The following is a 14,254-nucleotide window of genomic DNA, read 5'->3' as shown; positions in this document are numbered from 1 at the left end:
TAATCAGTTGTCATAAGTAAATGTGAGTTGTAACAACTTTATGAAGCGTTTAAACCGTCAATACGCTGGCCTGATAACATTACGGGATGGCTATTCGCGGTAAAAAAAACTAGGCTTGAGAAATGAGAATCAAAGCATTGAGGTAAACGATGTTAGAGCAAATTTGTCAGTTAGCGCGCGAGGCGGGCGACGCCATTATGGCGGTCTATGACGGCGAGCAGCCGCTCGATGCGCGTCATAAAAAAGACGATTCACCCGTCACGGCGGCCGACATTGCGGCGCATAACGTGATTAAGGCCGGTCTGCAAAAGCTGGATCCGCAAACGCCGATGTTGTCCGAAGAAGATCCGCAAAACTGGAGCGAACGTCAGACATGGACGCGTTACTGGCTGGTCGATCCGCTGGACGGCACCAAAGAATTCCTGAAGCGTAACGGCGAATTTACCGTCAATATCGCGCTGATCGAAGACGGTGTTCCGGTGCTGGGCGTGGTGTATGTGCCGGTGACCCAGGTGATGTACAGCGCGGCAGAAGGTAAGGCGTGGAAAGAAGATCAGGGCGGGCGTCAGCAGATTCAGGTGCTTGATGCGCATCCGCCGCTGGTGGTCGTCAGCCGGTCACATTTCAGCAATGACCCGGAATTGCAGGATTATCTGGCACAACTGGGTGAACATCAGACCGTCGCCATCGGCTCATCGCTGAAATTCTGTCTGGTGGCCGAAGGTTCTGCGCAGCTTTATCCGCGCTTCGGGCCGACCAATATCTGGGATACCGGTGCCGGACACGCTGTGGCGCTGGCCGCCGGTGCGCAGGTGCATGACTGGAAAGGGCAGACGCTGACGTATACACCGCGCGAGTCTTTCCTGAATCCGGGCTTCCGGGTTTCTCTCTTCTGATACTAAAACCCCGGTTTCACGCCGGGGTTTTCTTCATTACTCTTTCACCAGCTGATCCACCAGCGTAATCACCTGCTGCACTTCCTGCGACGTCAGTTCGCCGTCTTTGGCAAACTTAATCACGCCATTTTTATCCAGCACGATGACCGCCGAACTTTCCGGTTGCAGTTCCCATGCTTTTTTCACCACACCGCTACTGTCGACAATTACCTGCGACCACGGGAATTCACGTTTGCCACTTTCAATGCTTTTACGCACGAACATGCCTGTGCCGATGATCGCGTCGTCAGTGTTAACGATGGTGGTGGTCTGGTAGCGGTCGTGCGGCAAGTTTGCGGCGCGGATGGAGGTGATCAGCGGCTCGTTCAACGCCTTGGCGCTGCTTCTGCCCGCCATGTGCTGCACGATGCGGACTTTGCCTGGTAGTTTCGCGCTGTTCCATTTGCTGTAGCTGAACTGATCGTTGACGTCGTTGAGCTCGCCTTTATCGTCTACGCCGACGGCTGCAACGCGTTGCCCGACCGTGAAGTTATGGGCGGATGCAAAAAGTGAAAATGTCATAAAAGTGATAATAAAAAGACTTCTTAAAAGCATAGATTCTCCAGGGCGCAAAAGAACAGTCCACTCCATCATAGGATCGCCCAAGTGGTCTGTCCTGTTGGGTTGTTAAAATTGTGTTGCGCGTTACAAAATTGCGACATAAAGCAGGGTTATACTGCTATTTAACGTCAAGGCTTAAGACAATACTGAAAAGCAATGTAAAAGCAGTTAAATATACTGGCAATACCTGACTGCGCTGCTATGTTATAGGTCTCTTCACTGCAATCGACCTTTTTCTGCTCCAGTATCTGTCGCCTTGCGACGTGGCTGGTGCATGCAGTGATTTAACGGAGAAAAGTAGAAAAATGAGAATCTTCCAGCGTTACAATCCGATGAAAGTCGCAAAGTACGTCAAGACACTGTTCCGTGGGCGTTTGTATATTAAAGACGTCGGCGCTTTTGAGTTTGACCAAGGCAAGATCCTGTTGCCAAAGGTTCGTGATAAGCGCCATTTCAGCGTGATGTCTGAAGTTAACCGCCAGGTGACACACCTGCAGGCGGAAATGGGCTGACAGCCCTGCGCGTCGTCGCTGCCGCCTTGTGCGCGCAGCTTGCGCAAACAGTAACGGCCCCTTTTGGGGCCGTTTGTCTTTTCGGAGAACGAAGGGCAGAGGGGCTTATGCCTGTGCTTTCTTCTCGTCTTTAATCTCCTGCGGCGTTTTTGGCAGCAGCGGCGCAGCAGGCTGATCGATAATCCGGGTTACCAGCAGTTGATCGATTTTGTAGCTGTCGATATCCACGACTTCGAATTTATAACCGGCGAATTTCACAAAATCCGTACGCTTTGGAATTTTACGCAGCATGAACATCATGAAGCCGCCGATGGTTTCATAGTTGCCGGACTGCGGGAATTCTTCGATATGCAGCACGCGCATGACGTCTTCAATTGGCGTACCGCCTTCAATCAGCCATGAATGCTCGTCACGGGCCACAATCTGTTCTTCCATGCCCTGACCGACAAGGTCGCCCATCAGCGTCGTCATCACGTCATTGAGGGTGATAATACCCACCACCAGCGCGTATTCATTGAGGATCACCGCGAAATCTTCGCCCGCCGCTTTGAAGCTTTCCAGCGCTTCGGAAAGCGTCAGGGTATCCGGCACAATCAGCGCATTACGGATTTGCACACCGCTGCTCAGCATCAGGCTCTGATTGCCCAGCACACGGTTCAGTAAATCTTTGGAATCGACGTAGCCGACGACCTGATCGATATGACCATCGCAGACCAGGAACTTGGAATGCGGGTGCGTGGCGATTTTCTCTTTAATGCTTTCTTCGCTTTCGCGCAGGTCAAAATAGATCACGCTTTCACGCGAAGTCATTGAAGAAGGAACGGTGCGTGATTCAAGCTCAAACACGTTTTCAATCAGCTCATGTTCCTGTTTACGCAGCACGCCAGCCAGCGCGCCGGCCTCAAACACGGCATAAATGTCGTCGGTGGTAATGTCGTCATTACGCACCATCGGCAGCTTGAACAGACGGAAAATCATGTTTGCCATGCCGTTAAAGAACCAGACCATCGGGCGGCAAATCATCAGACAGAAACGCATCGGGTTGACTATACGGACGGCAACCGACTCAGGTGAAATCATACCGATGCGCTTCGGCGTCAGGTCAGCAAACAGAATAAACAGGCTGGTGACCAGTGCGAATGAGCAGATGAAACTGATTTGATCCGCCAGTTCTGGCGACATGAAGCGAACAAAGAATGACTGGAATGCGGGGGAGAACGCGGCATCGCCGACGATACCACCGAGGATGGCGACGGCATTCAGGCCGATCTGAACCACCGTAAAGAACAGGCCTGGAGTTTCCTGTAATTTCATTACGCGTGCGGCATTGACGTCTCCTTCGTCTGCCAACTGTTTAAGTTTGATTTTGCGGGAAGCCGCCAGCGATATCTCTGACAGCGAGAAGAATGCACTGATCGCGATGAGTAAAAGAATCAGTAAAATACTGTTTAACATAATCTATCCGTTTAACACCGGAGTGAACCGGCAGGGAAAGGCTCTCATTATTTTTGTTGCTTAAAAGAACATCTTTTTAAATGAAGCCATAAAAAGCAGTCCATAAGAAAAAAGCGTAAGGATGAAAAACAAAGATAATTGCCAGAAATAGTTTTAAAGGGCCACATTTGTGACCCGCATAGTATAGCAGCAGCACTGAGACTGCCGCCAGCGCTTAAAAATCCCGCATTATTGCGGCGGTGAACAGACCCCGATACCGCCTAATCCGCAATAGCCTTCCGGGTTTTTATACAGATATTGCTGATGATCGTCTTCTGCATAATAAAACGGCAGGGCTTCGGTAATTTCCGTGGTGATGGCGCGCTTATCGTTCGCCTCATCCATTGCCTGCTGGAAACTTGCCAGGCTGGCCAGCGCCAGATCCTGTTGGTCTGCGCTCAGGACGTATAATGCAGAGCGATATTGTGTACCGATATCGCCGCCCTGACGCATTCCCTGAGCCGGATCGTGATTCTCCCAGAAAATTTGCAGCAATTTCGCATAGCTGATGACGGCCGGATCAAACACCACGCGGACGACTTCTGCGTGGCCGGTCTGGCCGGTACACACTTCGCGGTAAGTCGGGTTCGGTGTGAAACCGCCGCTGTAACCGGAGGCGGTGCTGTAAACCCCTTCCTGCTGCCAGAATAAACGCTCAACGCCCCAGAAGCAGCCCATCCCAAGGATAGCGACGTCCATATTGTCAGGAACATGCGTCATGGAATGGCCGTTGACTGCATGCGTCGTTGCAACCGGCATCGGGGTTGTACGGCCAGGTAAGGCATCGTCATGACGGACAGGCTGCGTTTTATCGGAAAGTTGCACCACGGGAAACTCCAACTGTTGCTTTAATGAACAAGGTTTGTAACAAACGTTCTGAGTGAATAACAGTGACTAACAGGCCACTCTTAGTTGTATCTGATTGCGTCTTTGCACACAATACGGGGAACGTTGCTTCGTCGTTGAACATTTTCAGAGGATTAGCACTAAACTGCTGTCATCTGACTTTGGAAAGATGAATCTGCCAGAAACGAGCAGAACTACCCCGATGGGTAACGAATTTTTTAACAGGAAAGCAAAAATCAGCAGGAGTGCGTGTGCCACGATATCGTGAACTGGGTTTGTTATGTGTGCTGCTGGCCCCCTCACTCTCCATGGCAGCGAAAGTGCGTTTGCAACTGGAAGGCCTGGATGGCGATTTGGAAAGGAACGTTCGCGTTCGCTTATCTTCAATTCAAAGTGATGAAGTGGGCGCTAATGGACGGTTTCGCGCGCGTGTCAGCGCCGCCATTGAGCAGGGTTTGCGGCCATTAGGCTATTATTCGCCAACCATCGATTTCGATTACCGCGAAACCCCTCCGCCGGGACGCCCGGTATTGATTGCCAAAGTGACGCCGGGCACGCCGGTCAAAATTGCCGGTACGAATGTCGTTATTGAAGGCCAGGCGGCCAAAGATGATGAGTTTGAGAAGCTGAAGAAGGCGCAGGTTCCTGCGATTGGCACCATTCTCAATCACGGCACTTACGACAGCTTTAAAAGTTCTCTGACGGGTGAGGCGCTGCGCAAAGGTTACTTCGATGCCAACATGCGCAAAAGCCAGCTGGGCGTGATAGAAGATGAACACAAAGCGTTCTGGGATATCCAGTTCGACAGCGGTGACCGCTATCGCTTTGGTGACGTTCATTATCAGGGCTCGCAGATCCGCGATGAATATCTGCAAAATCTGGTGCCATTTAAGCCGGGCGATTATTACACGTCTGCGCAACTGGCTGAGCTTAACCGCCGCCTGTCCGCTACCGGGTGGTTTAACTCGGTCGTTGTGTCACCAGATTTTACTGATGCCAAAACCACAAAAACGCTGCCGCTGAATGCGCTGGTGTCGCCGCGTACTGAAAACACGATTGAAACCGGTGTCGGTTATTCGACTGACATTGGCCCACGTCTGACGGCCAACTGGAAGAAACCCTGGGTTAACGATCGTGGTCAGAGCTTTGAAACGTCCACGACGCTTTCCGGCCCTGAACAATCGCTGGATCTCAGCTATAAAATCCCGCTGCTGAAATCTCCGCTCGAACAATATTATCTGGTGCAGGGCGGCTTCAAACGCGAAGACCTAAATGACACCAACTCCGATTCCACCACGGTGAATCTGGCCCGTTACTGGGATCTGTCCAGCGGCTGGCAGCATGCGGTTAACCTGCGCTGGAGCCTCGATCACTTTACGCAAGGTAGCGTCACTAACACGACGATGCTGATTTATCCGGGGGTTAGCCTGAACCGCACGCGCCAGCGCGGCGGCCTGATGCCCACCTGGGGCGATTCCCAACGCTACTCTCTGGATGTCTCCGATACCACCTGGGGCTCTGATGTCGATTTCGCCGTTGTTCAGGCGCAGAACGTTTGGATCCGCACGCTGGCGGAAAAACATCGATTTGTTTTCCGTGGCAATCTGGGCTGGATTGAAACCAATGACTTCGAGCGCGTGCCGCCTTCCCTGCGATTCTTCGCCGGTGGTGACCGCAGCATTCGTGGCTACAAATACAAATCCATTTCCCCGCGCGACGATGACGGCAAGCTGACCGGCGCATCCTATCTGGGCACCGGTTCGGTGGAATATCAGTACAACGTGACCGGAAAATGGTGGGGCGCGGTGTTTGTCGATTCCGGTGAAGCGGTGAACGACATCACGCAAAACGATTTCAAAACCGGCGCGGGTGTAGGTGTGCGTTGGGCTTCACCGATCGGTCCGGTGAAATTAGACGTTGCCGCCCCCGTTGGCGACAAAGATGAGCATGGATTGCAGTTCTACATCGGTTTGGGTCCGGAATTATGAGTTTATTTAAGAAAATCTGCCTGGGTTTCCTGATCTTCCTGCTGCTGATCATCAGCCTGGTGGCGTTTTTAGTCGGAACACAAACCGGCCTGCATCTGATGATCAACGGCGCAAACCGTTTTGTACCGGGGCTGAATATCGCCAGCACCGAAGGCGGATGGCGTGACCTCACCCTTAAAGGTGTGCATTACGAAATGCCGGGCGTTGACGTAAAAGCAGGAGAATTCCATCTTTCGCTGGATTTCTCGTGCCTGAAAAACAGCGCGTTATGCGTCAACGCGCTCCGCGTAAAAGACGTCAATGTCGTGGTGAGCACCAAAGACATGACGCCCGCGGCTGAACAGCCGCAGCCCGAAAACAATGAACCGCTGACCAATCTCAGCACGCCGTACCCGATTACGCTGCGTGTGCTGACGCTCGATAATATCAACGTAACGCTCGATGACCGGGCGATTTCTCTGGCGTCATTCCGCACCGGCGCACACTGGGAAGGGCGGGCGATTCAGCTGATGCCAACCCATATCGGCGGACTGCTGATTGCCTTGCCAAAAACGCCGGTGAATCCGTTGCCGGAAGTCGTGCAGGCGGCGCAGGACAAAGCGGTCGAAAAAGCCACCGGAAAACCGGCTGAACCGGCCGTTGTCGTACCTGAAAAGCCACTCGGTGAAACCTTACAGGAAATGTTCGCCAAACCGCTGTTGCCTGAATTACCGGATTTCCGTCTGCCGGTAGATCTGGATATTCAGCAAATTCTCGGTGAAAACCTGCGTCTGACCGGTGACACCGATGTGCTTATCACCCGTTTCGAACTGAAAGCCAGTACGCAAAATCAAATCGTTAAGCTCGATAAGTTGCAGGTGCGTTCGCCGCAAGGTTCGCTGGACGGTATCGGGCAGGCGACGCTGAATCAAAACTGGCCGGTGGACATGACGGTCAACACCGCCGTCAATCTCGAACCGCTTAAAGGCGAGAAAATCAAACTCAAAATCGCCGGGGGTCTGCGCGATAAGCTCGATGTGGGGCTCAACCTTTCCGGCCCGGTGCGTGCTCAGCTGGCGTTGCAGACTCAGCTGGCGGAAGCCGGACTGCCGCTGGATTTGAAACTCAGCAGCGATGCATTGCAGTGGCCGCTGACCGGCACACCGCAGTATCAGGTGAAAGGTTTTAAACTGAATTTCAGCGGTAAGGCGACGGATTATGCGCTTTCGCTGCGTTCTGATTTCAAAGGCGAACAGATCCCACCCGCCACGCTGACCGTCGACGGTAAAGGGAACGTGGAGCAATTCAAACTCACGTTGCTGCGTCTGGCTGCGCTCGAAGGGAATACGGATCTGACCGGCGTGGTCGACTGGAGCAAAGCAATAAGCTGGAACAGCGAACTGAAACTGACGGGGATTAACACCGCCAGACAGTGGCCGGACTGGCCTGCGAAGTTGCAGGGTAAAATTACCACGCGCGGCAGCCTGTACGGCGGCACATGGCAGATGCAGGTTCCGGTGCTGGATCTGACCGGTAACGTCAAACAAAACGCCGTCAGGGCGCAGGGCAACGTGCGCGGAAACAGCTACGGACAGTGGGATATTCCGCAACTGCATCTTGAACTGGGGCGCAATAATCTGGATGTGAAAGGCAAGCTCAGCGACACCTGGAATCTGGACGCCAAAGTGGATGCCCCGCATTTGGACGGCGCATTGCCGGGGCTGGGCGGTGTGGCGAAAGGGATGCTGCAACTGCGCGGCGACCTGAAAGCACCGAAGCTGCTGGCCGATCTGACTGCCACCGGCCTGAAATGGCAGGCGCTGACGGTGCGTCGCGTGGATGTGAAGGGCGACGTCAGTTCCACCGATCAGATTCAGGGCAATCTCGCCGTGCGCGTCCAGCAGCTTAAACAGGATGCGCTGGATATTTCGGATATTAATCTGGACGCCAAAGGCAACGAAAAGCAGCATCAGCTGACGCTGAAAGTGGAGGGCAAACCAGTCTCCGGGCGTCTGGCGCTGACCGGCAGCTTTGACCGCGCAACCGAAGAATGGAAAGGCAATATCAACAATACGTCGTTTGATACGCCGGTCGGGCAATGGCGTCTGAACCGTTCTATCGCGCTGGATTATTTCAATAAAGAGCAGCGGATCACCGTCGGGCCGCACTGCTGGCAGAACCCGAACGCGGATCTATGCGTGCCGAAAACCATTGATGCCGGTGCCAGCGGGCAGGCCAGTGTGGTGCTGAACCGCTTTGATCTGGCAATGATCAAACCTTTCCTCACCGATGATACGCAACTGAGCGGGACGTTCAGCGGCAAAGCCGACGTAAGCTGGAAAGCGGAAGGCGGTTTGCCGCAGGCGAGTGTTTCGCTGGTGGGCAAGGGCGTGAAAGTGCAGCAACTGGTGCAGGGTAATCCGCTGCCAGTGGCGTTCGATACGCTGAACCTGAATGCCGGGCTGAACAATGGCCGTGCCAGTCTCGACTGGCTGATCAAAATTACCCACAACGGGCAGCTTGACGGTAACATCCAGATTGCCGATCCGCAGGGGAAACGCAATCTCAGCGGTAACGTGAATATCACGCGTATTTCCATGGCGCTGCTGCAACCCGCGCTGATGGATGGCGAGAAAGCCTCAGGTATCCTGAATGCGAATCTGCGGCTGGGCGGCGATGCGCAGAAACCGCAGGTCTTCGGCAAAATGGCGCTGACCGGCGTGGATTTCGACGGGCAATTTATGCCGTTTGATATCAAGGATGCCAATATCAGCATCAACTTCAATGGCATGTCGTCGATTATGGAAGGCGTCATCAAAACTGCTCAGGGCCAGCTGGAACTGAACGGTAACGCCGACTGGAGCGAAATCAACGCGTGGCGCGCCCGTATTGCCGCGCGCGGAAATAAAGTCCGCGTTTCCGTGCCGCCAATGGTGCGGCTGGATGTGTCGCCGGATCTGGTGTTTGACGCCACGCCGCAATTATTCTCCCTCAACGGCACCGTCGATATTCCGTGGGCACGCATTACCGTTCAGGAATTACCGGAAAGCGCCGTGGGCGTTTCGTCGGATGAAGTGATGCTTAACGACCAGCGTCAGCCGATCGCCCCGGCTTCGGCTTCGATTCCTATCAACAGTAATCTGATGGTGAATATCGGCCCGGACGTGCGCCTTGATGCGTTTGGCCTGAAAGCCCGTCTTGAAGGTGCGCTGAAGGTGGCACAGGACAGCCACGGGTTGGGTCTGAACGGGCAAATTAATATTCCGTCCGGGCGTTTCCATGCGTACGGTCAGGATTTAATAGTGCGCAAAGGGCAGCTTTTATTCTCCGGTCCGGCGGATCAGCCTTTGCTTAATCTGGAAGCTATCCGTAACCCGGATGCGACAGAAAATGACGTTGTTGCTGGTTTACGCGTGACCGGCGAGGCCGATGCACCTAAACTTGAAATATTCTCAGATCCGGCGATGTCGCAGCAGGAAGCCTTGTCCTACCTGCTTCGCGGGCAAGGATTAGACAATTCCGGCGGCGACAGTGGCGCAATGACCTCAGCTCTTATCGGGTTAGGGGTTGCGCAAAGTGGTAAACTTGTGGGTAAAATCGGCGAGGCGTTTGGTGTCAGCAATCTGGCGCTGGATACTCAGGGCGTGGGAGACAGTTCTCAGGTCGTGGTCAGTGGCTATGTTTTACCGGGTTTACAGGTGAAATATGGTGTCGGGATATTCGACTCGCTGGCAACCCTGACATTGCGCTATCGGTTGATGCCGAAGCTTTATCTGCAGGCTGTATCGGGCATCGATCAGGCATTGGATTTGCTCTATCAGTTTGAGTTTTAACTCATGTGACTTTTACTATACGAATATAAACATGCGAATAATTGTTTACGGTAGTCTGCGACGCAAGCAAGGCAACAGTCATTGGATGACGAATGCTCAATGGTTGGGTGACCATGAGCTGGAAGGGTATGCGCTTTATAATCTGGGGCACTATCCGGCTGTTATTCCAGGGGAGGGAAAAGTCTATTGCGAAGTTTACCGCATTAACTCGTCAATCATGGCTGAGTTGGATGAGCTGAAAAGTAATACGAAAGATTATCGTCGCGAGCTGATTTCGACGCCTTACGGCAGTGCCTGGATTTACCTCTACATTCGCTCACTGGATGGTGTGCCGAGAATTGAGGGTGGCGATTGGGTGAAGCGTAACGAACCGGTCAGCGAGTAATCTGAGCAAGGTCGTCAGAAATAGTTGTTAATTTACAACGAAGTATAAAAAAAACACCGTCCAATGGACGGTGTTTTTTTTCGTGTCGCAGAAAACAATTACTTGTTTTTAGCGCGCTCGAAGGAGCTCACGATTTCAGCTTTTGCAGCAGCGGCATCAGCCCAACCTTCAACTTTCACCCATTTGCCTTTTTCCAGCGCTTTGTATTGCTCGAAGAAGTGAGTGATCTGGCCACGCAGCAGTTCTGGCAGGTCGTTCACATCTTTGATGTGATCGTATTCTTTGCTCAGCTTGGTGTGCGGAACCGCAACAACTTTCGCATCTTCACCCGATTCGTCAGTCATTTTCAGAACGCCAACCGGACGGCAGCGGATCACAGAACCTGGTTGCAGCGGGTATGGCGTGGGAACCAGTACGTCAACCGGGTCACCGTCCAGAGACAGCGTGTGGTTGATGTAACCGTAGTTCGCAGGGTAGAACATTGCGGTAGACATGAAACGGTCTACGAACAGTGCGCCGGTGTCTTTATCAACTTCGTATTTGATAGGGTCCGCGTTTGCCGGAATTTCGATAACTACGTAGATATCTTCTGGCAGATCTTTGCCTGCCGGCACGTTCAGTAAGCTCATTGTTGGTTTCCTTTATTGAACCAGGAATAGAGTGCCGAACATTATAGCCAACTCTCCCGTGATTTCCCGCCCTTTTCGTCTTATCGCCTTCGCCTATTTTCCGGCATGACCTGCTGTTGAAGATCGGCAAAATCTTCAGAATCGGCAGTAAAGTTTACGCATGCGCCTCTTTGCCGTGTAACTGCCTGTTTTTGCTTTTCTTATCAAGAGATTCAGTGGATTGCCGATAACAATATTCATACAAAAAAGTCAGGCAAACCTGACCCCTACTTCATTCGCAGTTTCTCCTTTTCACCTGAATAGCTGGATAACACCGTATGTTGAATAAGTTGAGCGTAAAAGCCGGTCTGATTGGCTTACTGGTCGTGATGACGTTGATTTTGTTGCTGGTGAGTGTCCTTGGCGCCAATGCCATCCGGCAAAGTGCGACTTCATTACAGAAAATTAACCAACTTCAGGGGGACGAACTGGGGTCGCTGGCGGACAATTACAGTTTCTCACTGCGGACCCGTGTTGCCAGCGGCGTTGCCGTGCGTCAGCTCGAAATCGGCATGATGGATGACGCTAAATCCACCACCGACCGGATTGCCGGGTATATCAAACAGGCAGACACGGACATGACAAAATTCGTCAACATTCTGGATGACACGCAGCGCGGAAGGGATTTATCGGATGCAGTGAAAAAAACCTACGATGCGTACAAAACTCATGGTCTGGTACCGCTCCTGGCGGCTCTTCAGGCGCAAAGTGCCGACGGTTATTACGACGTGCTGGAAAACAAGATCACGCCTTACAGCAATGCCTACGACAAAGCGCTGACAGATTTCCGAGCATACGCAACGGATAACACCCGCCAGAGAATCGAACAGGCGCGCACCAATGCCCATATCCAGGTGACAGTGATTGTGGTCGGTTTCCTTGTCGCTTTGGCTATCGCGCTGATCGCCTGGTTTGCCCTGCAAAAAATTATTATGCATCCGCTTAATTTCTCGATTGCGCAGCTGGAACACATCGCGAAGGGCGATCTGACCCATGAAATTGATGACTCACGCAATAATGAAATGGGGCGCCTGCTGAAGGCCATGAAACAAATGCAGGACTCGCTGGTGCTTTCAGTCGGGCGCGTCCGCGATGCCGGGAATCAGATTGACGTCGGTTCACGCGAACTGGCCGCCGGTAACGTCCATCTGGCGCAGCGCACGGAAGAATCCGCCGCTTCTCTTGAAGAAACCGCCGCCAGTATGGAACAGCTGACGTCAACGGTACGCATGAACGCGGCGAACTCCGAACAGGCCAACCAACTGGCGCAAAGCGTATCTGTGATTGCGGACAAAGGCAGCGAAGTTGTTCATCAGGTGATGGATAAAATGCAGGGCATCACTGACAGTTCGAAGCGTATCGGCGACATCATCAGTGTCATTGACGGCATTGCGTTCCAGACCAATATTCTGGCGCTGAACGCCGCAGTAGAAGCCGCCCGCGCCGGTGAGCAGGGGCGTGGTTTTGCCGTTGTTGCCGGTGAAGTTCGCAGCCTGGCGCAGCGCAGTGCGCAATCAGCCCGTGAGATCAAAGAGCTGATCGGTGATTCAGATAACCGTGTTTCGGAAGGTTCGGCGATGGTGAAATCAGCGGCGGAAACGATGGTCGAGATTTCCAGCGAAGTGATGCGTGTCACCAGCCTGATGCGCGAGATTTCTATCGCGACGACTGAGCAGACGCACGGCATCGAGCAGGTTAACGTGGCGATTACGCAGATGGATCAGGTTGCACAGCAGAATGCGGCGCTGGTCGAACAGGCCACTGCGGCGACACGCTCTCTGGAAGAGCAGGCGCAATTGCTGGCGGAAAGCATGGCGGTGTTTAAGCTGAACCGTACTGAGCATTACTAAATACGTTGAGTCTGAGAGTAATAAAAAAGGTGGCCATAAAAAGCCACCTTTTTGCCTTTGAGAAACGCTAAGTTACAGAGGTATCACGTTCATTCTTTGATGATTTTTGTGTCGGGTACTGATTTATTCATCAGGGAATTGGGCGATAAAGCGTTCTGCATCTTCAACCATTGAGCTGTTACCGACGAAGAACGGTGCGCGTTCGTGCAGTTTTTGCGGAATGATATCCAGAATGCGGTTTTTGCCGTCACTGGCTTTACCGCCAGCCTGTTCAGCCAGGAACGCCATCGGGTTGCATTCATACAGCAAACGCAGTTTTCCGGTCGGATGACTGGCCGTGCTTGGGTAAATATAAATGCCGCCTTTCAGCAGGTTACGGTGGAAATCTGCAACCAGTGAACCGATGTAACGTGAGGTATAAGGGCGTTGCGTCGCTTCATCCTGCTCCTGGCAATACTTGATGTATTTTTTAACGCCGAGAGGGAATTTGATGTAGTTGCCTTCATTGATAGAGTACATGTTGCCCTTTGCAGGGAAACGGACTTTTTCGTGAGAGAGGCAGAAGACACCGAGTGAAGGATCGTAAGTAAAGGCATGAACGCCTGCGCCGGTGGTGTAAACCAGCATGGTGGAAGAACCGTAGACCACGTAACCTGCGGCAACCTGACGGTTCCCCGGTTGCAGGAAGTCTGCTTCCGTCACGGGCTGCCCGAGCGGAGATGTCCGGCGGTAAATCGAGAAGATTGTCCCGACTGACACGTTAACGTCGATGTTTGAAGAGCCGTCCAGCGGATCCATCAAAATCACGTATTTTGCATTTTCAGCGCGTTCGCCATCGAAAATGACAATCTCATCTTCTTCTTCAGACGCGATACCGGCAATTTCCCCCCGCGCTTTCATCGCCGCTTTCAATTTTTCATTCGCGTACAGATCGAGTTTCATCTGCACTTCACCCTGCACATTTTCCACACCGCTGGTGCCGAGAATGTCAACCAGACCCGCTTTATTGATATCGCGGTGAATGATTTTAGCGCCGAGTTTTATTGCTGACAGCAAGGCGGTGAGCTCACCGGTTGCATGAGGAAAGTCTTGCTGTTTTTCAACAATAAATTCGCCTAACGTTTTCATAACACGTTCCCTGAATCTAGGATGGATAACGGTTCGTTAATAAAACCTTCACAAGAGCATGGGCAGTTTAGCCCA

11 protein-coding genes are annotated in these 14,254 nt (G+C 52.6%); 6 read left to right on the top strand and 5 right to left on the bottom strand.

Features of this window, described 5'->3' with window-relative positions; all coding sequences use genetic code 11:
* The first annotated feature begins 149 nt into the window (after positions 1–149).
* A complete protein-coding gene (cysQ, locus tag ACM5QY_RS02235; RefSeq protein ID WP_416119053.1) occupies positions 150–896 on the top strand; it encodes a 3'(2'),5'-bisphosphate nucleotidase CysQ in 747 nt (248 codons plus the stop codon).
* 36 nt (positions 897–932) lie between these two features.
* Here the strand turns inward: cysQ and ACM5QY_RS02230 are convergent, their stop codons facing one another.
* Positions 933–1,490, bottom strand: a complete 558-nt coding sequence (locus ACM5QY_RS02230; protein ID WP_416119052.1) for a YtfJ family protein — start codon at positions 1,488–1,490, stop codon at positions 933–935.
* A 311-nt stretch (positions 1,491–1,801) separates the two neighbouring features.
* Between ACM5QY_RS02230 and ACM5QY_RS02225 the strand changes: the two genes are divergently transcribed.
* Positions 1,802–2,008, top strand: a complete 207-nt coding sequence (locus tag ACM5QY_RS02225) for a DUF1107 domain-containing protein (protein ID WP_013573785.1) — start codon at positions 1,802–1,804, stop codon at positions 2,006–2,008.
* 105 nt (positions 2,009–2,113) lie between these two features.
* On the opposite strand, the gene paeA is transcribed toward ACM5QY_RS02225, so the two are convergent.
* On the bottom strand, positions 2,114–3,463 hold the full coding sequence (gene paeA, locus ACM5QY_RS02220; RefSeq protein WP_416119051.1) for a polyamine export protein PaeA: 1,350 nt from the start codon (positions 3,461–3,463) through the stop codon (positions 2,114–2,116).
* A gap of 228 nt (positions 3,464–3,691) precedes the next feature.
* On the bottom strand, positions 3,692–4,330 hold the full coding sequence (msrA, locus tag ACM5QY_RS02215; RefSeq protein ID WP_416119050.1) for a peptide-methionine (S)-S-oxide reductase MsrA: 639 nt from the start codon (positions 4,328–4,330) through the stop codon (positions 3,692–3,694).
* A 269-nt stretch (positions 4,331–4,599) separates the two neighbouring features.
* Between msrA and tamA the strand changes: the two genes are divergently transcribed.
* Genes tamA through ACM5QY_RS02200 form a run of 3 tightly spaced genes read left to right on the top strand, consistent with a single transcriptional unit; the run spans position 4,600 to position 10,533 of the window.
* Complete coding sequence (gene tamA / locus ACM5QY_RS02210; RefSeq protein WP_416119049.1) at positions 4,600–6,336, top strand: autotransporter assembly complex protein TamA; 1,737 nt, start codon at positions 4,600–4,602, stop codon at positions 6,334–6,336.
* Positions 6,333–10,148 (top strand): autotransporter assembly complex protein TamB, encoded by a 3,816-nt coding sequence (gene tamB, locus ACM5QY_RS02205; protein WP_416119048.1) that lies wholly within the window; start codon positions 6,333–6,335, stop codon positions 10,146–10,148. Before tamA ends, tamB begins: the two co-directional genes overlap by 4 nt.
* A 31-nt stretch (positions 10,149–10,179) precedes the next feature.
* Positions 10,180–10,533, top strand: a complete 354-nt coding sequence (locus ACM5QY_RS02200; protein WP_416119047.1) for a gamma-glutamylcyclotransferase family protein — start codon at positions 10,180–10,182, stop codon at positions 10,531–10,533.
* A gap of 98 nt (positions 10,534–10,631) precedes the next feature.
* Here the strand turns inward: ACM5QY_RS02200 and ppa are convergent, their stop codons facing one another.
* A complete protein-coding gene (gene ppa, locus ACM5QY_RS02195) occupies positions 10,632–11,162 on the bottom strand; it encodes an inorganic diphosphatase (RefSeq protein WP_416119046.1) in 531 nt (176 codons plus the stop codon).
* A 317-nt stretch (positions 11,163–11,479) separates the two neighbouring features.
* On the opposite strand from ppa, the gene ACM5QY_RS02190 reads away from it, so the two are divergent.
* Positions 11,480–13,051: a methyl-accepting chemotaxis protein gene (locus ACM5QY_RS02190; protein ID WP_416119045.1), complete on the top strand. Its 1,572-nt coding sequence runs from the start codon at positions 11,480–11,482 to the stop codon at positions 13,049–13,051.
* 123 nt (positions 13,052–13,174) lie between these two features.
* Here the strand turns inward: ACM5QY_RS02190 and fbp are convergent, their stop codons facing one another.
* Positions 13,175–14,179 (bottom strand): class 1 fructose-bisphosphatase, encoded by a 1,005-nt coding sequence (gene fbp / locus ACM5QY_RS02185; RefSeq protein ID WP_104923509.1) that lies wholly within the window; start codon positions 14,177–14,179, stop codon positions 13,175–13,177.
* Between the last annotated feature and the right edge of the window lie 75 nt (positions 14,180–14,254).

The organism is Rahnella sp. PCH160 (assembly GCF_047784855.1).
GTDB lineage: Bacteria > Pseudomonadota > Gammaproteobacteria > Enterobacterales > Enterobacteriaceae > Rahnella.
The sequence above is the reverse complement of the archived record's forward strand: the minus strand, read 5'-3'. Positions and strand labels throughout refer to the sequence as shown.